Below are 25,712 nucleotides of genomic sequence, written 5' to 3'. Positions count from 1 at the left end.
CGGCGTCAGGCGTCGCGCAGACCCTCGTAGATCTCTTTGCAGGTCGGGCAGACCGGGAACTTCTCGGGATCGCGGCCCGGAGTCCACTTCTTGCCGCACAGCGCCCGGACGGGCTTGCCGGTCAGGGCCGACTCGAGGATCTTCTCCTTCTTCACGTAGTGGGAGAAGCGCTCGTGGTCGCCGGGCTCGATGGTCTCTTCGCGCAGGAGCTCTTCGAGTTCGCGGTCGAGGGTGGCAACGCCCCCGGAGTCGGGGTGATCGATCGGGGTGCTCATGACTGCCCAGTTTACTGTCGTGCGGAGCGCGCGGGGCGGTCCGGTGCTCAGGCGGCTTCGGCGAGCTCGACCAGCCGCGGCCCGCGGCGGTCGAACACCGCGCCGCCCGCGACCACGCCGACCACCAGCACCGCGAGGCCGGCGACGATCCCGCCCCAGAACGCGAACGGCGCGTACGAGACGTCGCGCGTGAGGGTGAGCCATCCCCACCACAGCGCCGGGATCGAGAGCACGATGGCGCCCACCAGCACGAGCGCCTGCGTGATCGCGCTGGCCGCCCCGACCCGTTCGGGCTGACGGAACGGGCCGTCGCCGGGACGAGAGACGGGGTACGGTTCGACGGCGGACGAGAGGCTCGACAGCCCGAGGCCCATCAGGAACAGCGAGGCGCAGACGCCGATCATCGCCGGGAGTACGGCCCATCGTCCATGCACCGCGATCGCGATCGGAATCGTGATCGCCAGCGTCGGGATGCCGATGGTCAGCACCGGGACAAGGCGCCCGAGCCGGTCCGACACGCCGTGCATACCCGCAGCGACGTGCATCCAGACGGCCGTCGCGTCGTATGCCAGGTCGTTGTGCGGCAGCCACCCGAGGAACAGCGCCATGATCGGCACCGGGATGAGGGCGACGATCGGGGGCGCGACGCCGATGACCAGGAGCGGAACCATCGCCAGGCACGCGACGATCGGCACGACGACGAGATTGGCGAGATACCGCCGGTCGCCGAGCCAGTACACCATGCTGCGCGCCGCGACCGCGCCGCCGGGCGTGCCCGGGGTCACGGTGAACCAGCCGAGCCGGCCGCTGCCGCGCGTCGACTCGAGCGGAGCGGGGGCGGCGAGGCTGCGCTCGACGAGGGCGAACCAGGCCAGGGTCAACAGTGCGAGGGTCGCGACTGCGACCGCGACACTGATGAGGGCGGCGTCGGTCCCCCAGCGCAGACCGATCGCCCAGGCGGCGCCGAAGGGCGTGTCGGCGATGATCCGGGCCACCGAGCGCAGTTGCGGGGCCACCGCGTCGCCCCACTGCAGCGAGCCGAGGAACACGGCGACCGGGACGAGCACCACCAGCAGCGCCATGATCAACAGACCGGTCAGCTCGCGCGACCGGCGCTCGCGCAGGAAGAGGGCGGCGACCGCCATGCTCACCCGCGAGAACAGGCTGCAGGTGACGACGCCCAGCACGACGCTCAGCGCCCCCGCGCCCCAGGGGACGCCGTGGTCGGCCCACGCGCCGACCGCGAACCCGGCGAGCACGGCCAGGGCGGCCATCGGGACGCTGACCAGGCCGAGGGGCACGAGCAGCGCAGCCAGCCGGCGCGGCGCAGGCCCCAGGACGGCGAAGCGGCGCGGATCGAGCGGATCGGTCGCCGACGTCGTCAGCGGTGCGGCGACGGCCGCGAGCGTCAGCGCCGCACCGCCGAGGATCGTCACGACCTCGGTCGCCTCGAGGGTGGCGCCGCGCAGCGCGAGCAGGCCCCCGCATCCCACCGTCACGGCGATGACCGTCGCCGCCAGCGCGCCGAGGGTCGCGAGCACGTGCCGGATCTTGCCGCGCAGTCCGGCCACCAGCAGGGCGAGTCTCAGGCTGAGAAGGTGTGCAGCCATTCCAGCCCCTCCACGTCCGACGCGGTGCCGGTCAGTTCGGCATAGCGCTGCTGCAGAGTGAGCTCGCCGCGCACCTCGTCGACGGGTCCCTCGGCCAGCACTCGGCCCGAGACCAGGACGGCGACGCGGGCGCACACGCTCTCGATCATCTCCATCCCGTGGCTGGAGAGGATCACGGTGCCGCCGTGGCCGACGTACGCACCGAGGATGTCGAGGATCACCGACGCCGAGACGGGGTCGACCGCTTCGAACGGCTCGTCAAGGACGAGCAGCCGCGGCGCGTGGATCATGGCGCCGGCGAGCATGACCTTCTTGGTCATGCCGGCGGAGTAGTCCGAGACCGGGCGCGCCAGCGCGTCCTCGATGTCGAACGCATGGGCGAGGTCCGCGACGCGGGATCCGACCACGCGGCGGTCGAGGCCCCGCAGCAGGCCGTAGTACATGAGCAGCTGACGCCCGGTCAGTCGATCGAACGTGCGCAGCCGGTCGGGCAGCACGCCCAGGGCGCGCCGGGCCGCGCGCGGATGCGCCGTGGCGTCCACCCCGTTGACGACGATCGTGCCGTCGTCGGGGCGCAGCAGCCCCGCGATCATCGACAGCGTGGTGGTCTTGCCCGCGCCGTTGGGGCCGACGATGCCGTAGAACGCGCCGGACGGCACCTCGAGGTCGATGCCGTCGACGGCGATCGTTCCGCGGAACGACTTGGCGAGCCCCCGGATCTCGAGCACGGGTCCGTAGGTGGATGCCACGGCCGCGACGTCCGCGGCGGGCTCGGCTTCGACCTCTGCGGCCGGCTCGGCTTCGACCTTTGCGGCCGGCTCGGCTTCGACGTCTGCGGCCGGCTCGGCTTCGACCTCTGCGGCGGGCTCGGCAGCGACCGGCTCCGGCGCGGGATCCTCGCGAAGTCCCGACCAGGGCTCAGCGACGGGGTGGATGATCTCCGCGCCCGCCCCGTACTGTTCGGCGGCGTCCGGCAGCGTGAGGGTCCAGGTGGGCATCGGAGGCTTGGGCGGGATGCCGTCGGGCGGAGCCGCATCGGCGGCTCCGGCATCCTTCGTCCCGGGCCGCTTCTTCTTCGCGCCCTTGCCCTTCGCCTTCGACTTCGCCGAGGTCGCACGCGCTGTCGCCGAATGCGGGCGCGACGCGGCCTCGGCCGCCGAGATACGCGGTTTCGGCGGCAGTGCGACGTGTTCGACGGCTCCCTCCTCGCGAGTCGTTCGGTCTTCGCGGGGGTCCTCTGGCAGGGGCAGAGAGGCTGTCACCGATCCAAGGTATCAAGCGGTTCCTGAGCATCCGTCCTGTGAAGATCCCGTGTTCCGGGTCACGAATGCACAACGGGAACAACGGAATTCCGGCGCTGTCGCCGATGTTCGCTACCATGGAAGGGCACGAAGGGGTGTTTCAACGGCATGCGCCGCATCCCCCAACGCAACTCAGGAGCTGATCTTGACTCTTCAGACCGTCATCCTCGCGGCCGGAATGGGCTCGCGACTGGGCCGCAGTCTTCCCAAGTCGCTGACCGTCCTGAACGACGGACGCTCGATCATGGGCCAGCAGCACGCGAACATCCGTGCCGCCTTCGGACGCGAGGCGCGGATCACCACCGTCGTCGGCTACCGCGCAGAGACGATCATCGAGGCGTTCCCGGACGCGGACTACGTCTACAACGACCGGTACGACCAGACCAACACCTCCAAGAGCCTGCTGCGCGCCCTCGGCACCACCGGCAAGGGCGGCGTGCTGTGGATGAACGGCGACGTGGTCTTCGACCCGCGCATCCTCGGCCGGGCCGTGGCGCTCATCGAGCGCGATCAGTCGTTCGTCACCGTCAACACCGCCAAGGTCAGCGACGAAGAGGTGAAGTACACGGTCGACACCGAGGGCTTCATCAAGGAGCTGTCGAAGACGGTCGTCGGCGGCATAGGCGAGGCAGTCGGCATCAACTACATCTCCAGCGGCGAGAAGAAGGCGTTCATGCGCCAGCTGCACCGCGTGGACGACCAGGACTACTTCGAGCGCGGCCTGGAACTCGCGATCATCGAGGACGGCATCCGGCTCGAGCCGATGGACATCTCGGATCTGTACGCGGTAGAGGTGGACTTCGCCGAAGATCTCGAGCGGGCCAATCAGTACGTCTGACCGCATTCGCCGCCGGAGGTCCGTGCAGCGGATCGACTCGCTGCCCGCCGACGCCCCGTGGGCGGGTGGGCTGCCGCCCGAGGGCTCCGATGAGCATCCGCGCACGATCCGCGCGCTCGACCGGGTGCTCACGATCCAGCGGCCGGCGGTGCTCGCGCACCTGCGCAGCATCCGGTTGAGACATCCGGATGCCACGCCCGCCGAGATCGTGCGGATCCTCGAGCGCCGTTACCTGGCCACCGTGGCGGGCGGCGGTGCGGCCGTGGGGGCCACCGCCGTCATCCCCGGGATCACGACCGGCATCACCCTCGCGATCAGCGGCGTCGAGACGGTCGGGTTCATCGAGGCCAGCGCTCTGTTCGCCCAGTCTCTGGCCGAGGTTCACGGCATCCGCGTCGAGAACCCCGATCGCGCACGTGCGCTCGTGCTGACCCTCATGCTCGGCAAAGAGGGCGTGGACCTGGTGGCCCAGCTCACGCGGCAGGCGCGGGGCACAGGGCCCATCCGCAGCGCGTACTGGGGCGAGGTGATCACCGGTTCGCTCCCCCGCGCCATGGTCGGGCCACTCGTCGACCGGCTGAAGTCGGCGTTCGTACGTCGCTTCGCCGTCAGCGGGAGTGCGTCCTGGCTCGGCAAAGCCCTGCCGTTCGGCGTCGGGGCCGCCGTGGGCGGCATCGGCAACAGCGTTCTCGGCCGGCGGGTGATCGTCACGTCCCGCCGGGCGTTCGGCGCCCCGCCGGTGACGCTGCCCGCCGAGATCGAGCCGCGCCCCGGCGCGACCCGCATCGAGCATTCCGTCGGGGCGGGGCTCCGTCGGGCCGGCAGCACCCTGGGCGGGCTCACCGCTCGTGCGCGCGGCGCCGTCGATGGCATCACGCGACGCGATCGCGAGGGCTGAGCGCGGCCCGGGTGCCCATGCACGCCGATCGCGCGAGAATGGATGCATGGGACTGTTCGCCGCTCGCCCCGAGGAGCCGTTCGAATGGGCGGGGCTGCCGTCGGAGCCCGACGCCGAGCACGCCGGAACCGAGCTGCTCGACACGCCGCCGATCGATCCTTTCGCGATCACGACCGGCAGCGGCGGCGGGGCGTCGATCAGCATCTCGGTCGACACCTCCACCGCATCGGTCGACCAGGACGCCGCCGCCACGCAGGACGCCGATCCCGATTCCGAAGGCTGACGCCGGCATTTCGCCGCTTCCTCCCCAGTCGCGCGCAACGGCCGAGTTGTCCACAGATCGGAGCCTGCGGCTCCGCGGCTGCCGGCGCGATGGCCAGCATGGGGTGATGACCACCGAACCCACGATCCTGCGCTCGTCCACCGGCGCCGACTTCCTGGCCACCCTCCCCACCCTCACCGGATGCACGGTGCGCGAGAGCATCCTGATCATCCCGTTCCGCGGCAAACGCACGATGGGCGTCATGAGGATCGACCTGCCGCCGCAGGATGATCGCCACGACCGGCTCGGCTCGCTCGCACTCGGCTCGATGAGCCGCCTCGAAGACTGCGACGGCGTGATGTTCGCCGTGTACACCGACGCGACCTTCCCGGTGGCGTTCGCGCAATGGGAGGGTCTGATCGCCGCACTCGACGCGCGGTTCGAATCGGCGGGGTTCGAGGTGAAGGACGCGTACTGCGTGGCCGAGGACGGCTGGGCGAGCTGGTACGAACCGTCGCCGCCGTTCGACGGCCACCCGCTCGCCGAGATCGACGAGAGTCCCTTGTCCGCCCGCGCTGCAGCGGTGCGCGGCGGCGAGCCGCTGGCCGCGCACACGGCCTCGAACGAGCTGCCGCCCCGCGACGCCGACACTGCCGCCCGGCTGACCCTCATGGTCGACGACCTGATCGACGGCGTGGAGCAGGACGGCTTCGGCGTCGTCCGCCGGGCGACACTCGAGGACGCCATCCCGTTCGTCGAGAGGCTGCTCGAGCGCGACGCCGACGACACGCCGCTGCCGATGCTCGCCCGCCTCGCCGTGCACAGCCTGCGGCCGGACCGCCGCGACGAGATGGTGCTGCAGATCGCATTCGGCCGCAAGGTGGGCGAGCGCGCCCGCGCCGACACCGAGCGCTGGCAGGCCGCGCAGCGCGAGACCGGACTGTCGATGGACGAGGTCGTCGCCGCCGAGCTCGACGACGGGCCGCTGCCCGGCGAGCACGGCGCGCTGTTCCTCGGCGAGACCGCCCAGCAGCCGCGGATCGCCCGGGTACGCCGGGCGATCGACATCCTGCGGCGCACGATCGCCCACCTCGACCCCGACCTGCGGCCGGATCTGCTGTGCATGCTCGCCTGGCTGCACTGGGCCAGCGGTTCCAGCACCGCCGCCGGCCACCACGTCGAGTCGGCGCTGCACATCGCCCCCGGCCACGGGATGGCCGGCGCTCTGCTCGCGGTGATCTCCAGCGGCAAGATCCCCGACTGGATCTATGCCGCGCACAGCCGCCCGCCCGAGGGGAACCGGGCGGCCCGCCGCTCCCGGCGCGGCGCGAAGGCCGGCGCGCGCATGGGATGATCGACGGGTGCAGGATGACGCGACCGGACACAAGGATGCCCCCGTCCCACCTGCCGGCGCCGGTGTCTCGTTCGTCATGCCGGTGCTCAACGAGGTGGCCTACCTGCAGCGCGCGGTCGAGACCGTGCTGGCGCAGGAGACCGACGGGCCGGCCGAGCTCATCCTCGCACTCGGTCCCTCCACGGACGGCACGAACGAACTCGCCCGGCGCCTGGCCGATGCCGACGGGCGCATCGTGCTCGTCGACAATCCCGGCGCCGACATCCCGAAGGGCCTGAACCTGGCGATCCGGGCGAGCACGCGCCCGACGGTGATCCGCGTCGACGCGCATTCGGAGCTCTCCCCCGGCTACGCACGCTCGGCCGTGGCGACCCTGGCCGCTACCCGCGCGGCGAACGTGGGCGGCGTCATGCGCGCCGACGGCCGCACTCCCTTCCAGCGGGCGGTCGCGCGCGCCTACAACTCCCCGATCGGCCTGGGCGGCGGCGCCTATCACGGCAGCACCCGTGCCGGCGAGGCCGAGTCCGCCTATCTGGGTGTCATGCGACGCGCAGTGCTCGACGAGGTGGGTCTGTTCGACGAGACGATCCGCCGTGGTGAGGACTGGGAGCTGAACCTGCGCATCCGGCGCGCGGGGTACCGCGTCTGGTTCGACCCGGCGCTGTCGGTCACGTACTGGCCGCGCGAGAGCTGGGCGCGCCTGGCGCAGCAGTTCCGCGCGACCGGCGCCTGGCGCGGCGAGCTGGTGCGCCGGTTCGGCTGGCGCAATCCGCTGCGCTTCTTCGCCCCGCCCGCGCTCGTGGTCGTCGCCGTGGCCGCGATCGTGGCGGCGATCCTGCAGCTGACCGGCGTGGTGGGCGGATGGCCGTCGTGGGTCCTCTCGCTGGTCTACCTGCCGCTGCTCGCCTACGCCGTGCTGTTGATCGCCGTCGCCGCCGGCCGCCGCGGCGGCACCGGCTGGCGCGACCGGCTGTGGACGCTGGCCGTGCTGCCGACGATGCACCTGTCGTGGGGAGCGGGATTCCTCGGCGGGGTGATCACCGGCGCGCACGACACGGTCGACACGTCCCGGCTGGGCTCGCGCAACACGCCGCTGCCCTGACCTGGGCGCCGCGCTCAGCGCTCGATGAAGCCCTGGTCGAGGATCCGGGCGACCACCCGCTCGGCGGCGTGGCCGTCCTCGCGGGTGTTGAACATCTCGCGCCAGCGCGCATACTTGTCGGCGTACGGCGCGGGATCCGCCGCGACGATCGCCGCGGTCAGCTCCTGCTGCGTGCGCACGACCGGACCAGGCGCCTTGGCGGCCAGATCGAAGTAGAACCCGCGCAGCTCACCGCGGTAGTGCTCCATGTCGGGCACGAAGAAGTACATCGGCTTGCCGGTCACAGAGAAGTCGAACATCACCGACGAATAGTCGGTGATCAGGGCGTCCGCGGCCAGCATCAGCTGCGCCGTGTCGCCGAACGCCGTGACGTCGATCATACGTGAGCCCGCGGCATCCCTTCCCGGAAGAAGGGTGCGCGAATGGCCGCGCACCAGGACGACCGAGCCGGTGTCGGCCGCCAGCGCCTCGAGCTCGAGGAACTGCACGATCTGCTCGCGGTCGTCACGCCACGTGGGCGCGTACAGCAGCACGCGTTCGTGCGCGCCGAGGCCGAGCGCCGCCCGTACCGCGCCCCGGCCCGCGTCCGCATCACCGGCGGCGAGCACGTCGTTGCGCGGGTAGCCCTCCACCCACACCGGCCTGCGCCCGAACGCGTACGCGCGGCGGAGGATGCCTGCGCCGTACGGGTTCTGCGCCAGCAGCACGTCCCACCGGCGCGATTCGCGCAGCACCGCGAGCATGCGGCGCGGGTCGAACCCGGGGCGCTGCAGGGCGAGGCGCTTGAGCGGCGTGCCGTGCCAGGTCTGGATGACGCGCTGCCCGCGTCGACGTTCGAAGCGGCGCCGCAGCCAGTCGTTGACCACCAGCAGGCGGGCAGCCCCGCGCGCGCGCCACCAGTCGGGGGAGCCCTCCACGATCGGCACGGCCCCCTCGGGAACCGGCACCGACAGATCCACCACGCTCCAGTACCGGGTCACCGCCGGCGCCCGGCGGGCGATCTCACGATCGATCGCCGCCGGATTGTCGCCGGCGTTGCGGCCATAGAAGCTCTCGAAGAACACGGCGTTCTCGAGCACATCGGTGGGGCGGGTCGCGTACCGCCGTTCGAGGGCCGCCTGGCCCTCCCACGAGTCGTACGCCGGATCCAGGGGCGGTCCGATCTGCACCTCGGGTCCCTCGAGCGCTGCGCGGAGCGTTCCGAGCATGGTCACCGCCACGGGCTCCCACCCACCGACCTCGGAGCCGTCGGGGGCCTCGACGACCAGGCGGTACTCCCCCGACGGAACCGGCAGCACCGGCCCGCTCCAGCGCGACGCGTGCAATGGCAGCACGACCCGCCAGGTCCTGCCGCCGCCGGTGATGGTGCCGGTCACGCGCGCCCGCGCGCCCGCGAGCGTCGCCCGGGCGGGGCGGGGTCCGGTGCCCTGCAGGATGAGGGCAGGAGTGGGATGCGCTTCGAATCGCGCGTCGGTCACGGTCGTCCTCCCGTTCGGCGGGGTCGATGAGTGTCTCGGGGCGCCAGGCGCGCGGCGATCGCGCGTCGGACCCGCTCGGTGTTGCGCCCGTCGGCGAAGGCGTGCACGCGATCGCTGAGTGCGCGGGCACGCGCCAGGTGCTCGTCGCGCACGGCGTCGTCGCCGAGGAGCGCGTCCAGCCGGGCGACGGCCTGCGGCCAGTCCGCCGCGGCGTCCTCGGCGCCGGCGACCTCGGCATACGTGCCGTACAGGCCGCGCCGGGCGACGTAGTCGTCGAGGTCCGGGGCGAAGAACACGGTCGGCAGCGGCACGAGCCCCGCGTCGAAACAGAGCGACGAATAGTCGGTGATCAAGGTGTCGAAGGCGGGCAGCAGCGGCGTGATGTCGTTCACGAGGTCGCTGCCGATCGTGCGCACCCGGGACGCGAGCGCCGCAGGCGGCCGGTAGCCGCCCGCGCCCAGCGGATGCGAGCGCACGAGCAGCACGGCGTCGCGACGCTCCAGCATGTCGCCGATCCGTTCCCATTCCGCGGCGGTCGGCACGGCGGGGTCCGCTTCCCCATCGCGCCATGTCGGCGCGTACAGCACGAGACGGGCCGCGCCCACGTCGCCCACGGCGGTGCGCACCGCGTCGCGCGCCCGTTCGCGCCGGGTCGCGGCATCCCCCTGCGAGAGCACGTCCACGCGCGGCTCGCCGGTCACCGGCACCGAGCGGTCGGGCAGCGAGAACGCCGACTCCAGTCTTGCGCGCACGAGGTGCGACGCCGCGGGGATGAGGTCGATCCTGCGGGTCGCCCGCCGGTAGAGCGCGGCGATGAGCCGCCGCACGAGCCGGGCCCCCGGCATCCGCTGCAGCCGCGCGGGCACGCGCACCGTCTCGGGCGAGTCGATGCCGATGCGCTTGAGCGGGATGCCGTGCCACAGCTGCACCACGAACGCGCCGTCCACGGCGTACCGGTTCACGTCGCCGAACCCGTGCGTGACGACGACGACGCGTGCCCGCGCGGTGCGCCAGAAGCCGCGGACGGAGTGCTTGGGCAGGGTCGGGATGCCGTGGGCTGCCGCGTCGCGCTCCTCGCGCGCCGATCCGGTCAGCCACACGGCCCGCCGACCCTCGGGCGCCGTGTGGCGCCACAGCGCCAGGGCGCCGTCGCCGATGCCGGCCCCGCACCCGAACACCCAGTCATCCGCCGTGCGCGGAATCAGGACGGTCGCCAGGCGACCGGCGGCGTACAGCGGGATCCGCAACAGCTTGGCCGCGTTGCCCGTGCTGAACGAAAAGGACGCCACCCCGCGAGCCTATCGCGGGGTGGCGTCCTGTTCCTGACGTCTACTTCAGGGTGCCGAGCGTCACCTCGACCGTGTTCGTCCGGCCGTCGCGCACGTAGCTGAGCTTGGCGCTGGAGCCGGCCGCGTCGGCGCGGACCTGGGCGGTGAGGTCCACCGCGCCGGTGACCGGAACGCCGTTGAACGACGTGATGATGTCGCCCTGCTGGAGCCCTGCCTTGGCCGCTCCCCCGCCGGGGCTGACGTCCACGACGTAGGCGCCGGTGATCGTCGCGCCCTGCACGCCCGAGGCGTCGCGCACGCTGGCGCCGAGCAGTCCGTGGCTCGCCTTGCCGCTCTTCATCAGCTCGTTCGCGATGCGGTGGGCGACGTCGGACGGGATCGAGAAGCCCACCCCGATCGAGCCCGACTGCGCCGACGACGACGTGCTGCCGGTCGAGGCGATCGCCACGTTGATGCCGACCAGCCGGCCCTGGCTGTCGACCAGCGCGCCGCCGGAGTTGCCCGGGTTGATCGGCGCATCGGTCTGGATCACGGCGATCTTGATCGACTCGTTCGCCTGCTGGTTCTGCTGGCCCTGGCCGAAGTCGAAGAAGAACGGGCTGCCGCCGTTCTGGCCGTTGTCGCCGTTGCTGTCGCCGTTGCCCTTGGGCGCCGCCGACGAGGCGATCTCGATGGAGCGGTTCAGGGCGCTGACGATGCCGGTGGTGACGGTGTTCGACAGCCCCAGCGGGGCGCCGATCGCGACGGTCTGGTCCCCGACGTTCAGCGCCGACGAGTCGCCCCAGCTGATCGGGGTGAGGTCCGTGGCGCCCTTGAGCTTGATCACGGCCAGGTCGTAGACCGGATCGGTGCCGACGATCGAGGCTTGGTAGATGTGCCCGTCCGAGGTCGTGACCGAGATCGAGGGGTCGCCGCTCTGGCCGTCCAGGGTCACCACGTGGGTGTTGGTCAGGATGTAGCCGTCCTTGCTGAGCACCACGCCCGACCCGGTCCCACCGTTGTTGCCGGACGAGACGTTGATCGTCACGACGCTGGGCACGACCTTGGTCGCGATCGCCGCCGTCGCGTTCACGCTGTCGGTGTTGTTGACGGTGACCACGCTCGGGCCTGCCGCGGACGAGTTGTCGGCCGGGCCCCACAGGTTGAAGCCTGCCCAGGCGCCGCCGAGCCCCACGGCGCCGCCGACGACCGCCGCGGCGACGATGAGCGCCGTGATCCGGCCCGCGCCGGTCTTCGGCTTGGCGGGTGCGGCCGCCGCGGCCGGCTCCTGCGGCTGGGCGGGTGCGAGGATCCCGAAGCCCGCACCCGGGTATGGCTGGGTCTGCTGGTTCGGCTGCGCGGACGCCGCCGGCGGAACCGGCGCGGTCGGCTGGGATGCCGCTGCCGCTGCGGGTGCGGGCGGGCGCGGCGGGATCCGGTCGTCGCCGCCCGACCCCGCCACGGGCGGCACCGGAGGCACGGCGGACGTGGCGTTGTCGTCCTCGGGACGGAGGTCCGGGTTGTCGCTCATGGTTGCTCCTTCACGCTGATGGGAACAGCTTGCCGAGAGATCCTGTGTTTTCCTTATGGCGAGTCTCCGCCGTAGCTATGCGACTCGCGTGTGCGCTGTGCGAGTAGCGTGGACGCCGTGCAAGAGCTTCACGGTGCCTGGCGCCGCACCGCCGACGGCGCGGGGCTGCTCGACGCCGACGGCCGCGGCATCCCTACTATTTTCGCAGAGATGAGCGCCCTGGCGGCGCGCACGGGTGCGATCAATCTGGGGCAGGGCTTCCCCGACGAGGACGGTCCGGCCGAGGTGCTCGAGGCGGCGCGCGCGGCGATCGCCGACGGGGTCAACCAGTACCCGCCGGGCCGCGGCATCCCGGATCTGCGCACGGCGATCGCCGAGCATCAGCACCGGTTCTACGGGCTGCGTCCCGACCCGGAGCGCGACGTCGTGGTGACCGCGGGCGCGACCGAGGCGATCGCCGCAGCGCTGCTGGCGCTGACCGGTGAGCCCGGTGACGAGGTGGTCGTCTTCGAGCCGTACTACGACTCCTACGCCGCCTGCATCGCGCTGGCGGGCGCGCGGTTGGTGCCCGTTCCGCTGCGGGCGCCCGACTTCCAGCCCGACCTCGACGACCTGCGCGCGGCGGTGAGCGAGCGCACCCGCGTGATCCTCGTCAACGATCCGCACAACCCCACCGGGACGGTGTTCACGGCCGACGTGCGCACTGAGATCGTGCGGCTCGCCGAGCGTCACGACGCGATCGTGCTCACCGACGAAGTGTACGAGCATCTGGTGTTCGGCGACGTCCATGTGCCGATCGCGACGCTGCCGGGCGCGTGGGAGCGCACGCTGTCGATCTCGTCGGCGGGCAAGACGTTCTCGGTGACCGGCTGGAAGATCGGCTGGATCACCGGTCCCGCCCATCTGGTGGACGCGGTGCTGGCGGTCAAGCAGTTCCTCACCTACGTGAACGGCGCCCCGTTCCAGCCGGCGGTCGCCACCGCGCTGCGGCTGCCCGATGCGTACTTCGCCGGGGCCGCGGCGGCGCTGCACGCCAAGAGCGTGCTGCTGGGCGAGGGGCTGGTGGGCGCCGGCTTCACCGTGCTGCGCCCGCAGGGCACGTACTTCACGGTCGTCGACGCGGCACCCCTCGGGGTGCGGGACGCCGCGCGGTTCTGCCGCGAGCTGCCCGAGCGCGCCGGAGTGGTCGGCATTCCCCTGACGGCGTTCGTCACCCCCGGCAGGCGCGCCGAGTACGCCTCGTTCGTCCGGTTCGCCGCGTGCAAGCGCGTGGACGTGATCGAGGATGCCTCGAAGCGGCTGCAGCGTCTGCGCGCTCAGTCCGCGACCACCCGGTAGCGGCGCAGCTGCAGAGACGGGTTGACGCGGCGGACGGCCGCGATCGCCGTCGGCTCGAGGTGCGCGACGGCGACATCGGTGGCGGTGCCCACGGTCGCGACCGCGACCCCCTGCGGATCGACGATCATCGAATGTCCGACGCCGAGCGGCGGCGGGTGGTCTGCACCCGCGACGAACACCGTGTTCTCGATGGCACGGGCGAGGATGAGCGTGCGCCAGTGGTGCTCTTTGAGCGGTCCGCGCACCCATTCGGCGGGGATCAGCACGACGTCTGCGCCCGCGTCGGCGAGCGTGCGCGTCACCTCGGGGAAGCGCAGATCGTAGCAGGTCTGCATGCCGAAGCGCAGTCCACCGACCTGGAACGTCTCGGGCGGTACGAGCGTGCCGGGCTCGATCCAGTCGGACTCGCGCTGCCCGAACGCGTCGTACAGGTGCGTCTTGCGGTAGCGCGCGCGGACGCCGCCGGCGTCGACGGCCACCACGGTGTTGTGTACGCGTACGCCGTGGGCGCGCTCGAGCAGCCCGGCGACGACGAGGACGCCGTGTTCGGCCGCCAGCGCCGAAAGACCCGCGGTGAACGGGCCGTCGAGATCCTGCGCGAGTGTGGCCAGGGTCTCGTCGAACGGGTCGACGAAGGCGCTGGAGTACTCGGGGAAGACCACCACGTCGGCTCCCCGCCCCGCCGCGAGCGCCGTCAGCCGCCCGATCTCGTCGAGGTTGGCTGCGGCATCCGCCGTCGGCGCGAACTGCGCGACGGCCACGGCGACCGGAGCGTCGGACGGGATCGGCTCGGTCATGGCTCCATCCTCCCCGCGCTGCGCGCACCGGGCAACCCGTGTCGCGACGGGCATAGCCTGAGATCGACAGACGAAAGGAACGTCATGACCGACTCCATGTATCCCAAGCGCACCCCTGAGATGGCCCGCAGGCGCCGTGAACTCGCCCCGGAGACCGCGGCGGCGTTCGAGGCGTTCAGCGCACAGGTGTTCGCCGCCGGCGCCTTGGACGAGAAGACGAAGCAGCTGATCGCGGTGGCCGTCGCGCACACCACGCAGTGCCCGTACTGCATCGACGGGCACACGAAACTGGCCGCACGCAAGGGGGCGTCGGACGAGGAGATCATGGAGGCGATCTGGGTCGCGGCCGAGATGCGCGCAGGTGGGGCGTACGCGCACTCGGTCATCGCTCTGAACGCGCTGGACGCCGTCCACGGCCACGCGCACGTCTGATGCCCGATCGGTCCGCGGCCGCGGCATCCACTCCCCCTCCGCACGCCGCACGCGTGCTGGCGGCGGTGCCCACGGCCGCCGACCAGGACGCGTACAAGGTCGCCTCCACGCAGGCGGCCAAGGGCGTCGCGGTCGTCACCGCCCGCACGGGACGGTGGGATCACGCCGTGACTGTCACCGACTTCCTGTCGGTGTCGTACGACCCGCCGACGATGCTCGTGAGCCTCTACGAGCTGTCGCGGATCGCGGATGTCGTGGCCGAGGAGGGCCGGTTCGCGGTGAGTCTGCTCGCCGACGGGCAGTCTCAGGTCGCCGACCGGCTCGGCTGGAGCGGCGCTCCCCTGGTGGGTCTGCTCGACCAGGTGCCGTTCTTCCGGCGTGAGCCGGAGGGACCTGCGCTGCTGACGGGCGCGCTGGCGTGGTTCGAGCTGCGGGTGACCGAGGTGCACGATGTGGCCACGCACCGGCTGGTGGTCGGGCGCGTGGTCGCGATGGGCTCGGATGCGCCAGCCGGCGCCCGCCCGCTCGTGCGCTGGCGCTCGGATTATCGGCGCTGAGAAGGCCTCGGCGCAAAGCAGAAGGCCCTCGCTTTCGCGAGGGCCTTCTTCTGGTTGCGGGGGCAGGATTTGAACCTACGACCTCTGGGTTATGAGCCCAGCGAGCTACCGAGCTGCTCCACCCCGCGGCACGTAGAAAAGCCTAACATGCTCAGCCGCAGGGGGCGAATCGAGCGAGGTACCGATCGGGGTCGAGCCACTCGACCTCGTCGACGATGTTCGCTGAGCCGATCACATCTTCGGTGGTACCGGGCACCTCCGACGTCGATGCGTGACGCGACTGACGGTCAGGGCTGCTGACCCTCCAGGCGCAGCAGGGTGTCGATCGCCTGCGTGAGCTCGGCGTCCGCCTTGCCGTAGGCAGCCCAGTCGCCCTTCTCGAGGGCGGCCTGACGGGCGGTCATGGCGGCCTTCGCCTGCTGCAGCGCGGCCTGGAACTGGACCGAGGTGCCCGGGTTGGTCTGGCCCCCGCCGCCGGGCTTGCTCGTCGGCGTTCCCGACGGTGTCGGGGTCGGCGTCACGTTCTCGTCGCCCGTGGAGGCGCCGGAGTCACCGCCGAACAGGGAGTTCAGCGCGTCGGCCAGCGTGTCTTCGAACGCCACCTGGTCGCCGAACGCGACGAGCACCCGTTGCAGGGTCGGCACCTTGGTCTCACCGGACGATTGCACGAACACCGGCTGCACGTACAGGAATCCGCCGCCGACCGGCAGGGTCAGGAGATTGCCGGACAGCACCTGGGACTGCCCCTGTTTGAGCAGGTTGATGTACTGCGAGACGTCCGGCTGCGCGTCGAAGTTGGCCTGCACCTGGCCGGGACCGGGCACGGGCGTCTCGGCGCTGATCTCGAGCATGCGCAGCTTGCCGTAGTCCGCGCGCTTGGTGCCCGCCTTGTCGCCGGCGTTCGAGTCGACGGACAGATAGCCCATCAGCACGTTGCGCGAGGTCTCGCTGGATCCCTCGGGGATGTAGCTCGTGAACATCGAGTACTGCGGAGCATCCTGGCCGGGCATCGCCATCGTCAGGTAGTACGGCGGCTGCAGCTCGTCGCGGTTCTGCGGGTCGTTCGGGGTGATCCACTTGTTGTCGCCGCGGTAGAACGACTGCGGGTCACTGACGTGGTACGTGCCGAGGATCGACCGCTGCACCTTGAACAGGTCCGTCGGGTAGCGCACGTGGCTCATCAGCTCGCCCGACATGTCCGACAGCGGCTTGACCGTGTTCGGATACACCTTCTGCCATGCCTTCAGCACCGGATCCTGGTCATCCCACGCGTACAGGGTGACCTTTCCGTCGTACGCGTCCACGGTCGCCTTGACCGAGTTGCGGATGTAGTTGATGTCGTCCATCGCGATCGTGGGCGTCGGGTTCGACGAGTCGGCGATGGCCTTCGAGAAGCTGGTCGTGTGCGAGTACGGGTAGTCCGCGCTGGTTGTGTAGCCGTCCACGACCCACACGATGCGCCCGTTCACCACGGTGGGGTACGCGTCGTTGTCGAGCGTCAGGTACGGCGCCGCCTTCTTCACCCGCAGAGACGGGTCGCGATCGTAGAGGATCTGGGAATCGGGGTTGATGCTGTCGGAGAACAGGATCTGCTCGGACTGGAACTTCAGCGCGTACACGAGCCGGTTGAACCAGCTGCCGATGTTCGGCCCGCCGTTGCCGTCGAACGTCGTCTTCACCTCTTTGTCGGTGCCGGACAGATAGTCCAGCTCGATGGGCGACGAGCCCTTCGGTGCACCGACGATGGAATACGTCGGCGAGCTCTCGCCGAAGTAGACGCGGGGCTGGAAATCCTTGCCGCCGGACAGGAACCCGCTGGCGGGGATGCCCCGCTCGAGGAAGACCGGCTTGCCGTCGGTGGTGCGGGCGTTGCCCTTGGCGATCACGATGCCGTAGCCGTGCGTGTAGATCTGCGTCGAGTTCTGCCACGACGCCTGGGCGCCGAGCGCCGACAGGTTCAACTCGCGGACCGAGACCACGGCGTCCTGCGAGCTGCCGTTCAGCTGGTACCGGTCGACGTCCAGCGGGTTCTTGAACTGGTAGTACGAGCGGTACTGCTCGAGCTGCTGCACCGTCGGCCCGATGATCGCGGGATCCATGATGCGGATCTGCGCGGTCGTCTGCGCGTCCGAGCGCAGCTGCCCCTTCGTGACGTCGGTCTTGGCGGCGAAGTCCGTGGTCTGCATCCCGTCCAGGCCGTAGGCGACATCGGTGGCCTGCATGTTGCGCTGGTAGTACTTCGGCTGAAGGCTCAGCTGGTTCGGCCGGACCTGCACCGCGTTGACCACCCACGGGTAGGCCATCCCCAGCACGATCGCCGAGACGATCAGCAGGGCCGTCGCGATCAGCGGGTACCGCCAGTGGCCCACCACGGCGGTGACGAAGAACAGGATCGCCACGATCGCGGCGATGACCGCGAGGATCATCTGCCCGGGGATCACCGCGTTCACGGTGGTGTAGTCGGGGCCGGTGATCTGCCCGTTGTCGCTGACCATCGTCTTGTACCGGTCCAGCCACAGGCTCGCCGCCTGCAGCATCAGGTAGACGCCGGCGAGCACCGCGAACTGGATGCGCGCGGCCTTCGAGATGCGCAGCTCGCGCTGGGCGATGCGGACCGAGCCGTACAGGTACGACACCACGGCCGAGACGAGAAGGCAGATCAGCAGCACCGCCGAGCTGAAGCCGAGCACCGCGCTGTAGAACGGCATGGCGAACATGTAGAAGCCGGTGTCGAGGTGGAACTGCGGATCGGTGACCTTCGTGGTCACGCCGTTGACCCACAGTGCCGTCGTGTCCCACTGGGTGGATGCCGCGAACCCGGCGAAGAACCCGAAGAAGGTCGGAATGCCCCACATGGCGAGCCGGCGCAGCGGCTCGACGACCTCCTGGTAGCGGTCCAGCTGGGAGCTCAACCGCGCGTACACCGGTCGCAGCCGGTAGGCCAGCTGGATGCAAAGCCACACCGGCACGGCCATCCCGAGGAACCCGACGGCGAACATGCCCAGGCGCCAGCCCCAGCCGGCCAGGAGTACCCCCTCGAAGCCCAGCTGGCCGTACCACAGCCAGTCGGTGTACAGGTTCGCGAAGACGAAGAACGCCACCACCAGCACGGCGATGATGGCGAGGGAGATCGCGACGACGCGACGCGAACGACGGGGTGTGGCCGGTGCGGGCGAGGGGGTGGAGGTCACCCCCTCATCCTAGGAGTCCTCGCGACAAGTGCCAGCCGGAAGCGCTCAGGCCCCGTGACACGTGGGAAGCGCGTTCAGGTCGCCGCCGGATTTCACCGTGTCCAGCACCCGCAGCGAGTCGTGCAGCGTCTTGACCGAGAACACGCGCAGCCCCGCCGGGATGTGTCCCACGACCTCGTCGCAGTTCGACGCCGGCGCCAGGAAGTAGCGTGCGCCCGCACCGACCGCACCGTACATCTTCTGCCGGATGCCCCCGATCGGGCCGACCTCTCCCTTGGCGTCGATCGTGCCGGTGCCCGCAACCCGCTTGCCGCCGTTGAGGCTGCCCGGGGTCATCGTGTCGATGATGCCCAGTGCGAACATCATGCCCGCCGAGGGGCCGCCGACGTTGTCCAGCTGCAGCGTCACGTCGATCGGGAAGTCGAAGTCGGTGATGAGAGTGACTCCGATCAGCCACGTGGCCTTGCCGTCGACGGTGGCCTGCTTGGGCGTCACCGACACGTGCTCGGTCTTGCCGTCACGCGTGATCGTCAGTGCGACCGGGGTGCCGGCTGCCTTGGCGATCACGTCGCGCAGGGTGTCGGCATCCGTGATCTTCGTGCCGTCGGCCCCTGTGATCACGTCGCCCTTCTGCAGGATGCCGGTGGCCGCCGATGCATCGACCAGCGAGTACACCGTGATCTTGGGGGTCACCGTGTAGCCGAGCTCGATCAGGGCGGCGGCGGTGGCCTCCTTCTGCGAATCGACCATCATCTCGGCCGACTCCTGATCGCGCTGCTGGGAGCTCTGCCCCTGCGGGAACACCGCGTCGATGGGCACGACCGCTCGCGACGGGTCGAACCAGGCGCCGGCCAGCTGCAGCCATGAGGGCGTCTGTTCGCGGTTGCCGACCACCTGGACGGTGAGCAGGTCGAGGGCGCCGGTGGTGGGGTAGGTCTTGGCGCCGGCGACCGTGATCAACGGCACCTCTTTGCCGTCCTGGTTCGGAGCGCTGCCGAGCGTGTCGAACACGGGGCCCGGGCGCTGGATCACGTATGCCGTCGGCAGGAAGGTGAGGATCAGCAGCACGATCACGGCCACGCTGATCGCCCAGACGCCGATCACCATGCCGCGGGGGCGATGCCGGCGCGGCGCAGGCGTGACCGTCACGTTCTCGTCGAACAGTGCCACAGGGTTCCTCTCCAGCTCGTTCGCGACCGGCGTACATGCGAGGAGCCCTCGGCCGCAGATCACGGGGATCCGTGCGACTAGCGTAGAACCACACGCGGACACCCTGCTGAAAGGCGACTGAAGTGGCAGACGACGACCGCTCCCCCGAAGACGATTTCGCCGAACTCATGCGGCAGCTGTTCGGCGAATCGGGCATGCCCGATCCTGAGCAGCTCGAGCAGCTGCGCGCGCTGGGCGTCGACCCGGCGATGATGCAGGGCATCATGCAGCAGATGCAGCAGGCGTTCCGCGACGCACCCGCCGGCGGGATCTCGTGGGAGCTCGCCAAGCGGCAGGCGCTGCACATCGCCAACCAGAGCGACCTCGGCATCACGGCCGGCCAGCGCGGCGAATTCGACCAGGCGTTCGCCCTGGCCGCCCTATGGCTGAGCGAGGCCACGGCGATCTCGGACCTCGGGTCGGCGCCGCGCGCCCTCACCCGCGGCCAGTGGGTCGAGGCGACCCTGCCCGTGTGGCAGGAGCTGGCCGAGCCCGTCGCCACGAGCATCGCCGACGCCCTCACCGAGGCGCTGCGCACGCAGGCGCCCGAAGAGATGCAGCAGCTCGTGCAGGGGGCGGGCCAGGTGATGCGCACCCTCGGCGGCAGCATGTTCGCCACGCAGCTCGGCCAGGTGCTGGGCCAGCTGTCGCTGCAGGTGGTCTCGGGCGGCGACGTCGGGATCCCCGTGATGCCCGCGGGCGACGCCGCGATCCTGCCGCAGAACTTCGCCGACTTCGGCCGGGACCTCGAGGTGCCCGAAGACCAGCTCGCCCTGTATCTGTCCACGCGCGAGCTCGCCCACGCGCGCCTGTTCCGGCACGCGCGGTGGCTGCGCCTGCACGTGATCGCACAGGTGACCGAGTTCGCCCGCGGCGTACACGTCGACACCGAGGCGCTCGAGGACATGGCCGGCCGCTTCAACCCGAACAATCCGCAGGAGCTTCGCGAGGCGCTCGAGAGCGGAGCGCTGCTGCCCGCCCGGTCCGAGGCGCAGACGGCGGCGCTGACCCGGCTCGAGAACCTGCTGGCCACCATCGAGGGCTGGGTCGAGGTCGTCACCTCGGACGCGACCGAGCGCCTGCCCTCGGCCGACCGGATCGCTGAGGCCGTGCGCCGGCGGCGGGCGGTGGGCGGTCCCGCAGAGAAGGCGCTGGGATCGCTCGTGGGCCTCGAGCTGCGACCGCGCCGCATGCGCGAGGCGGCGGCCATGTGGCGCGCCGTGACCGACGCGGTCGGGGTCGCCGACCGCGATGCGCTGTGGGACTACTCCGACCTGATGCCGACGTCGGACGATATCGACGACCCGTCCGACCTGATCACCCGGCTGCAGGCGCGCTCTCGGGGCGAGCAGGCCCCCCGCGACGAGATGGACGACGCCCTGGACGCGCTGCTGCGCGGCGAGTTCCCGCCGCACGAGCCCGAGGGCCCGGACGCGTCCGAGGGTCCGGACGCCGAGGACCCGCAGGGACCGCGTCCGGTCTGACCCTTCGTCGCCGCCTCCTCCCCAGGCGGCCCCCGAACGCACGATTGCGGCCCGTGCCTGTGGACAGCGGACACGGGGTGCGCGCGCAGGCGCACAATCGGTGGATGCTGGTACTCGATCCGTCCCGTCCTCCGGTGTGGCGCACGCCCGATGTCCTTCAGTTCGGGCCCGACGGCAGTGTGCGGCTGGAGCATCCCGCCCCGTGGCAGGAGCGCATGGTCGCAGAGCTCGCACGCGGCCTGCCGGAGACGGCCCTCGAACCGGTCGCGATCGCCCTGGGCGGCACCGCCCCCGGCGCGCATGCGCTCGTCGCGCGGCTCGCGCCGGTGCTCGCCCCACCGAGCGTCGCAGAGACCGACCGGATCGCCGTCGAGGCGGACGGGGAACCGCTCGAGGGCGCCCGCGCCCAGGCCGCGGCGGCGCTGCGGGTGCAGGGGGCGGCGATCGCATCGAGCCGTGATCAGGCCGACGCCGTCGTCATCGTCGCCGCGCACGTGGTCGACCCGTGGCACGCGGCGCAGCTCGTGCGCGCCGACATCCGGCACCTGCCGATCGTGCTGCACGGCGACACCGTGACGATCGGCCCGGTGATCGAGCCGGGGACGACGCCCTGTCTCATGTGCATCGAGGCCGAGCACAGTCTCGCCGACCCGACGTGGCCGGTCGTGGCGGCCCAGCTGCTCCACGCGGCGCCGCCGCCCGCCCCGGCCGGGCTGGTCGCCGAGGCCGGGCTGGTGGCGGGGCGGATGCTCAGCGACCGGAGCCGCGGGGACGTCGCGCGCTCGATGACGCTGTCCGCGGGCTCCCACCGCCGCGCGTGGCGGACGCATCGACCGCACGCAGCGTGCGGCTGCCGATCTCTCGCAGGAACCGCGACGGCTGACGCTCCCGCATCCCGTCGCCGCCGCGCGACCACGACAACGACAGCGTTCGCGCAGCCCGCGTGACGCCGACATAGGCCAGGCGGCGCTCCTCGTCGATCTGCTCGAACGTCGAGGCGTACGAGATCGGCAGCAGCCCCTCGGACATGCCGACGATGTGCACGTGCCGCCACTCCAGACCCTTCGCGGCGTGCAACGTCGCGAGGGTCACCGTCCGCATGCCCGGTTCGTGCTGATCCTTCGCGCGCGCCATGAGATCATCGGTGAACGTGCGCAGCGTCGCATCCGCCGGGGCCTCCTCGGCGAGCCGCAGCAGGGCGCGCCGCGCCTCCCAGGCGTCGCGCACAGCCCTGCCCGCCGGCGGCGGGTCGTCGCTGAGCCCGAGCGAACGCAGCACGTCGCGCACGGCATCCACCAGTCCGCCGCTGCTCGGGGCGACCGAGGCGCCGCGCAGCGCAAGCACGGCCTGACGCACCTCGGGCATGTCGAAGAACCGACGGCCGCCGAGAACCGTCGCCGGGATCTGCTCAGCCGCCAGCGCTTGCAGCAGCGCCGCGGACTGCGCGTGCGCACGGTACAGCACGGCGACCTCGCGCGGATCCACGCCCTCGCGCAGCCGAGCCGCGATGGTGGATGCCACGCCCGCCGCCTCTGCGGCGTCGTCGCCGTACGCGATCACGGTCGGCTGCGCGGCAGCTCCCGCGGGGAAGGCAGCCGAGGGAGCGCCAGACGGGACGGCAGCGGTCAGGTGCAGCGCGCCGGGGCGGCCGCGCATGAGGTCGTTGGCCACCCCGAGCACCGGCTCGGCGCACCGATAGCTGGTCGAGAGGCGCACCACGGTCGCGTCCGGGTAGCGGGTGCCGAAGTCGCGCAGGTACGACGCATCGGCGCCGGCGAACGAATAGATCGTCTGACTCGCGTCGCCCACCACGCACAGGTCCCGGCGCTGGCCGAGCCACAGCTCCAGCAGGCGGTTCTGCAGCGGCGATACGTCCTGGTACTCGTCCACCGTGAAGTGCCGGTACTGCTCGCGGACGGCCGCGGCCACCCGCGGCTCGGCCTCGATCATTCCCGAGCAGGCCAGCAGCACGTCCTCGAAGTCGAGCTGGCGGCGCTCGTCCTTGAGCTTCTCGTACGCGCGCTGCAGATCGACGAGACGCTCGATGCCGAGCCCGGTGACCCCCGCAGGCCGGTCTGCCGCATAGCGTTCGATCGAGCGCATCGTCACCTTGCGCCATTCGATCTCGGCGGCCGCGTCGCGCAGGATCGGCGTGTCCAGCGACAGGCCGATGCCGTCGGCGGCGTGCGCGAGCAGGCGCACCTTGTTGTCGACGATCGCGGGCGCCGTGTCGCCGGCCACCGTGGGCCAGAAGAAGTTCAGCTGCGCGAGCGCCGCAGCGTGGAACGTGCGGGCGGCCACTCCCCCCACGCCCAGTCTGCGCAGCCGCCCGCGCATCTCGCCCGCGGCCTTCGCCGTGAACGTCACGGCCATCACCCGGTTCGGTGAATAGGCGCCGGTGTCGACGCCGTGCGCGATGCGGTGGGTGATCACCCGGGTCTTGCCGGCGCCGGCGCCGGCAAGCACGCACACCGGCCCGCGCAGCGCCTTCGCGGCCTCGAGCTGCTGCGGGTCGAGGCCGTCCAGCGGGCCGTTCACTCGGTCTCCGCGTACCACTCGGCGATCAGCCGGTGCGCGATCGAGGCCGGGCCGGGAAGCCGGATGCCGTCGCCGCCCGCCTCGTCGCCCCAGGCCTCCCGCTGCAGGGCCTCGCCGATCTCGGCGCGCGTGAACCAGCGCAGTGCCGCGATCTCGTCGCCGTCCGGCTGCGCTTCGTCGTCGGCGACGGCGCGGGCGCGGAACCCGAGCATGAGCGAGCGCGGATACGGCCACGCCTGCGACGAGCGGTAGCGCACGTCGTGCACGCGGATGCCCGCCTCTTCGCGCAGCTCGCGCTCGACCGCCGCCTCGGCCGACTCGCCGGCCTCGACGAACCCGGCGAAGCACGAGAAGCGGTCCGCGCCCCACAGCACGTTCGAGCCCAGCAGCAGCCGGGCGGGGCCCGCCGCGCTCTCGACGGCCATGATCACGGCCGGGTCCGTGCGCGGGAAGTGCTCGCGTCCGCAGTCGTCGCACATGCGCGCCCAGCCGGAGGCATGCACCCGCGTGGCCGCCCCGCACGACGGGCAGAACGAGGATTCGCGCAGCCAGCGGCCGAGAGCCACGGCGGTGACGAACGCATCGGCCTCCGGCGCCGACAGGTTCGCGCCGGCCTGGCGCAGCGACACCCACGCCCCGTCGTCGCCGCCCGGCGCCTCGGGGTCGAGCACGGCCCCCAGCAGCGGCGCGCCCTCGGCCGTCCGGCCGAGGAACGCCCATTGCGCTTCGCCGGGCACCTCGTCGGGACGGCGGTGGCGCAGTCGCCCGTCGGCATCGACCTCGACCCGGTCCGCACGGACGACCAGCGTGCGGGTCGAGGCATCCGCCCGCAATCGCGAGACGAGCTCGGCGTCTGCACGCTCGTGCGCGCTGCGGTCGAAACCGGGGCGACCGAGCGCCGGCCCCGCCTCGGGCGATCGGTCGTGCAGCTGGTCGCGCGATTGTGCGGTCATCGATCCCTCCGTGCCGGGCGTGGCGATCCCTCCGGCAGCCGCCGCCGACCTACCCTGGGGGGCATGGCACGCTCTCCACTCACTCTAGCGGCGGCTGTGACATCCGCCGTCCCGCGGGCGTCGGTCGTCGGGGTCAGCGCGCTCACCGAGCACGGCGCCGGTCGCTTCGACTCGGCGCTGGCCGAGCTGTCGGACGGGCGGCGCGTCGTGGTCCGTGCGGCCACCGACGACGACAGTGCCGCCGAGATCGTCGCCGAGGCACGGGCGCTGCGCGCCCTGACCTCGGGGGTGCGCGCCCTGCTGCCGTTCGAGGCGCCCGCCCTGCTCGGCCAGGCGCGGCTGGGCGGTGCCCCCGCCGTCGTGGTCGGGCACGTGCGCGGCTACCGGGTCGATGCCGCCAACGTCCCGGCCGGACGGGGACCTGCCACGATGCTCGGGGCGGCCATCGCCGCCGTGCACGCGCTGCCCGACTCGGTGGCCCGCGCCGTGTCGCTGCCCGAGCTGTCGGCCGGCCAGGTCCGCGCCGAGGTCGAGCGGCTGCTGGACCGGGTGGCGGCGAGCCACCGGGTGCCCGTGTCGCTGCTCGCGCGCTGGAGCCGGGCGGTCGCGGCCGACCGCATCTGGCAGTTCGAGCCGACCCTGACCCTGGGCGGGACCGCGACCGACGCCTTCGTCTTCGAGGACCGCGGCGGAGTGCCGACGATCACGGGGCTGCTCGCCTGGCACGGCCTGTGCGTGGGCGACCCGGCCGCCGACCTGCGCTGGGTCGCGTCGACACCCGAAGCCGCGCGCGACGTGTTCGACGCCTACATCGAGGCGAGCGTGCGCACACCCGACGTCTGGCTGCGCACCCGCGCGCGGCTGTACGCCGAGCTCGAGTTCGCCCGCTGGCTCGTACACGGGCACGACGAGGGCCGCGACGACATCGTCGACGACGCCGTGGATCTGCTGACCACGCTGGCCGACTCCGTCGTCGACGACGACCTGCTCGCCGACGACGCCGTCGACGTCGACGACGCGATCGCGCTGCTCGGGCGAGTGCCGGGCGCGCACGAGTCCGGTATCGATACGTCGATGCAGACCGATGCGTTCGACCCCGACGACACCGCGTACTTCAGCGACGCGATCGGCGGCGAGACCCGGCCGGTCGCCTCGGACGATCCCGATGCGACCGCGCCGATCGACGTCGGCGAGTGGGTCGGACGCGACGGCGACGAGGACGCCGTGGCCGACGCCGACCGTGCCAGCGAGGCGGCGCTGCGCCGCTGGGCCGCCTCCTCCTGACCGCCCGTCGCG

General features: G+C 71.7%; 21 protein-coding genes and 1 tRNA gene. 10 read left to right on the top strand and 12 right to left on the bottom strand.

Annotation, left to right across the window (positions count from 1 at the left end; all coding sequences use genetic code 11):
* Positions 1-5 precede the first annotated feature (5 nt).
* Genes AC3RX0_RS04115 through AC3RX0_RS04105 form a run of 3 tightly spaced genes read right to left on the bottom strand, consistent with a single transcriptional unit; the run spans position 6 to position 3,147 of the window.
* A complete protein-coding gene (locus AC3RX0_RS04115; protein ID WP_491504661.1) occupies positions 6-275 on the bottom strand; it encodes a DUF3039 domain-containing protein in 270 nt (89 codons plus the stop codon).
* Positions 276-322: 47 nt separating this feature from the next.
* Complete coding sequence (locus tag AC3RX0_RS04110; protein WP_491504660.1) at positions 323-1,885, bottom strand: hypothetical protein; 1,563 nt, start codon at positions 1,883-1,885, stop codon at positions 323-325.
* On the bottom strand, positions 1,861-3,147 hold the full coding sequence (locus AC3RX0_RS04105) for an ABC transporter ATP-binding protein (protein ID WP_491504659.1): 1,287 nt from the start codon (positions 3,145-3,147) through the stop codon (positions 1,861-1,863). The genes AC3RX0_RS04110 and AC3RX0_RS04105 overlap by 25 nt, the downstream gene beginning before the upstream one ends.
* A 184-nt stretch (positions 3,148-3,331) precedes the next feature.
* On the opposite strand from AC3RX0_RS04105, the gene AC3RX0_RS04100 reads away from it, so the two are divergent.
* From AC3RX0_RS04100 to AC3RX0_RS04080, 5 genes are all read left to right on the top strand, one after another.
* Positions 3,332-4,024 carry a phosphocholine cytidylyltransferase family protein gene (locus tag AC3RX0_RS04100; protein ID WP_491504658.1) on the top strand — a complete coding sequence of 231 codons (693 nt, stop codon included), beginning with the start codon at positions 3,332-3,334 and terminating at the stop codon, positions 4,022-4,024.
* A 22-nt stretch (positions 4,025-4,046) separates the two neighbouring features.
* Positions 4,047-4,922, top strand: coding sequence for a hypothetical protein (locus AC3RX0_RS04095; RefSeq protein WP_491504657.1), 876 nt, complete (start codon positions 4,047-4,049; stop codon positions 4,920-4,922).
* A gap of 46 nt (positions 4,923-4,968) precedes the next feature.
* A complete protein-coding gene (locus AC3RX0_RS04090; protein WP_491504656.1) occupies positions 4,969-5,205 on the top strand; it encodes a hypothetical protein in 237 nt (78 codons plus the stop codon).
* Between the two features lie 106 nt (positions 5,206-5,311).
* Positions 5,312-6,538: a DUF4192 family protein gene (locus tag AC3RX0_RS04085; protein ID WP_491504655.1), complete on the top strand. Its 1,227-nt coding sequence runs from the start codon at positions 5,312-5,314 to the stop codon at positions 6,536-6,538.
* 7 nt (positions 6,539-6,545) lie between these two features.
* Positions 6,546-7,640, top strand: coding sequence for a glycosyltransferase family 2 protein (locus AC3RX0_RS04080; protein ID WP_491504654.1), 1,095 nt, complete (start codon positions 6,546-6,548; stop codon positions 7,638-7,640).
* A 14-nt stretch (positions 7,641-7,654) separates the two neighbouring features.
* Here AC3RX0_RS04080 and AC3RX0_RS04075 read toward each other — a convergent pair whose 3' ends face one another.
* The 3 genes from AC3RX0_RS04075 to AC3RX0_RS04065 are packed head-to-tail and all read right to left on the bottom strand — an operon-like array spanning position 7,655 to position 11,917.
* Complete coding sequence (locus AC3RX0_RS04075; protein WP_491504653.1) at positions 7,655-9,118, bottom strand: CDP-glycerol glycerophosphotransferase family protein; 1,464 nt, start codon at positions 9,116-9,118, stop codon at positions 7,655-7,657.
* Positions 9,115-10,407 (bottom strand): CDP-glycerol glycerophosphotransferase family protein, encoded by a 1,293-nt coding sequence (locus tag AC3RX0_RS04070; RefSeq protein ID WP_491504652.1) that lies wholly within the window; start codon positions 10,405-10,407, stop codon positions 9,115-9,117. The genes AC3RX0_RS04075 and AC3RX0_RS04070 overlap by 4 nt, the downstream gene beginning before the upstream one ends.
* A 40-nt stretch (positions 10,408-10,447) precedes the next feature.
* Positions 10,448-11,917, bottom strand: coding sequence for a S1C family serine protease (locus AC3RX0_RS04065; protein ID WP_491504651.1), 1,470 nt, complete (start codon positions 11,915-11,917; stop codon positions 10,448-10,450).
* Positions 11,918-12,034: 117 nt separating this feature from the next.
* Between AC3RX0_RS04065 and AC3RX0_RS04060 the strand changes: the two genes are divergently transcribed.
* Positions 12,035-13,255, top strand: coding sequence for a pyridoxal phosphate-dependent aminotransferase (locus AC3RX0_RS04060; RefSeq protein WP_491504650.1), 1,221 nt, complete (start codon positions 12,035-12,037; stop codon positions 13,253-13,255).
* Here the strand turns inward: AC3RX0_RS04060 and AC3RX0_RS04055 are convergent.
* Entirely contained in the window at positions 13,234-14,052 is an 819-nt protein-coding gene (locus AC3RX0_RS04055) for a carbon-nitrogen hydrolase family protein (protein ID WP_491504649.1), read from the bottom strand. The two genes, AC3RX0_RS04060 and AC3RX0_RS04055, sit on opposite strands and share 22 nt — an antisense overlap.
* An 84-nt stretch (positions 14,053-14,136) precedes the next feature.
* On the opposite strand from AC3RX0_RS04055, the gene AC3RX0_RS04050 reads away from it, so the two are divergent.
* Together AC3RX0_RS04050 and AC3RX0_RS04045 are read left to right on the top strand one after the other, a co-directional pair.
* Positions 14,137-14,484: a carboxymuconolactone decarboxylase family protein gene (locus tag AC3RX0_RS04050; RefSeq protein WP_491504648.1), complete on the top strand. Its 348-nt coding sequence runs from the start codon at positions 14,137-14,139 to the stop codon at positions 14,482-14,484.
* Complete coding sequence (locus AC3RX0_RS04045) at positions 14,484-15,041, top strand: flavin reductase family protein (RefSeq protein WP_491504647.1); 558 nt, start codon at positions 14,484-14,486, stop codon at positions 15,039-15,041. The genes AC3RX0_RS04050 and AC3RX0_RS04045 overlap by 1 nt, the downstream gene beginning before the upstream one ends.
* A gap of 51 nt (positions 15,042-15,092) precedes the next feature.
* Here AC3RX0_RS04045 and AC3RX0_RS04040 read toward each other — a convergent pair.
* The 3 genes from AC3RX0_RS04040 to AC3RX0_RS04030 all read right to left on the bottom strand — a co-directional run bounded on the left by AC3RX0_RS04040 (position 15,093) and on the right by AC3RX0_RS04030 (position 19,402).
* A tRNA-Met gene (locus AC3RX0_RS04040) sits at positions 15,093-15,169 on the bottom strand.
* Between the two features lie 159 nt (positions 15,170-15,328).
* Positions 15,329-18,232 (bottom strand): UPF0182 family membrane protein, encoded by a 2,904-nt coding sequence (locus AC3RX0_RS04035; protein ID WP_491504646.1) that lies wholly within the window; start codon positions 18,230-18,232, stop codon positions 15,329-15,331.
* Positions 18,233-18,277: 45 nt separating this feature from the next.
* A complete protein-coding gene (locus tag AC3RX0_RS04030) occupies positions 18,278-19,402 on the bottom strand; it encodes a YlbL family protein (RefSeq protein WP_491504645.1) in 1,125 nt (374 codons plus the stop codon).
* 122 nt (positions 19,403-19,524) lie between these two features.
* Here AC3RX0_RS04030 and AC3RX0_RS04025 point away from each other — a divergent pair, with 122 nt between their 5' ends.
* A complete protein-coding gene (locus tag AC3RX0_RS04025) occupies positions 19,525-20,925 on the top strand; it encodes a zinc-dependent metalloprotease (RefSeq protein WP_491504644.1) in 1,401 nt (466 codons plus the stop codon).
* 750 nt (positions 20,926-21,675) lie between these two features.
* On the opposite strand, the gene AC3RX0_RS04020 is transcribed toward AC3RX0_RS04025, so the two are convergent.
* Both AC3RX0_RS04020 and nudC read right to left on the bottom strand, forming a co-directional pair.
* Positions 21,676-23,463, bottom strand: coding sequence for an ATP-dependent helicase (locus tag AC3RX0_RS04020; RefSeq protein WP_491504643.1), 1,788 nt, complete (start codon positions 23,461-23,463; stop codon positions 21,676-21,678).
* Positions 23,460-24,416, bottom strand: coding sequence for an NAD(+) diphosphatase (gene nudC / locus AC3RX0_RS04015; protein WP_491504642.1), 957 nt, complete (start codon positions 24,414-24,416; stop codon positions 23,460-23,462). The genes AC3RX0_RS04020 and nudC overlap by 4 nt, the downstream gene beginning before the upstream one ends.
* A 96-nt stretch (positions 24,417-24,512) precedes the next feature.
* Here nudC and AC3RX0_RS04010 point away from each other — a divergent pair, with 96 nt between their 5' ends.
* Complete coding sequence (locus AC3RX0_RS04010) at positions 24,513-25,700, top strand: protein kinase family protein (protein ID WP_491504641.1); 1,188 nt, start codon at positions 24,513-24,515, stop codon at positions 25,698-25,700.
* The last annotated feature ends 12 nt before the right edge of the window (positions 25,701-25,712 follow it).

The organism is Microbacterium sp. W1-4-2 (genome assembly GCF_058349885.2).
The sequence above is the reverse complement of the archived record's forward strand: the minus strand, read 5'-3'. Positions and strand labels throughout refer to the sequence as shown.

Coding starts and splice junctions, on each gene's coding strand:
- AC3RX0_RS04050 (WP_491504648.1), top strand. CDS start 14,137: ATGACCGACTCCATGTATCCCAAGCGCACCCCTGAGATGGCCCGCAGG.
- AC3RX0_RS04115 (WP_491504661.1), bottom strand. CDS start 275: ATGAGCACCCCGATCGATCACCCCGACTCCGGGGGCGTTGCCACCCTC.
- AC3RX0_RS04110 (WP_491504660.1), bottom strand. CDS start 1,885: ATGGCTGCACACCTTCTCAGCCTGAGACTCGCCCTGCTGGTGGCCGGA.
- AC3RX0_RS04045 (WP_491504647.1), top strand. CDS start 14,484: ATGCCCGATCGGTCCGCGGCCGCGGCATCCACTCCCCCTCCGCACGCC.
- AC3RX0_RS04090 (WP_491504656.1), top strand. CDS start 4,969: ATGGGACTGTTCGCCGCTCGCCCCGAGGAGCCGTTCGAATGGGCGGGG.
- AC3RX0_RS04065 (WP_491504651.1), bottom strand. CDS start 11,917: ATGAGCGACAACCCGGACCTCCGTCCCGAGGACGACAACGCCACGTCC.
- AC3RX0_RS04085 (WP_491504655.1), top strand. CDS start 5,312: ATGACCACCGAACCCACGATCCTGCGCTCGTCCACCGGCGCCGACTTC.
- AC3RX0_RS04055 (WP_491504649.1), bottom strand. CDS start 14,052: ATGACCGAGCCGATCCCGTCCGACGCTCCGGTCGCCGTGGCCGTCGCG.
- nudC (WP_491504642.1), bottom strand. CDS start 24,416: ATGACCGCACAATCGCGCGACCAGCTGCACGACCGATCGCCCGAGGCG.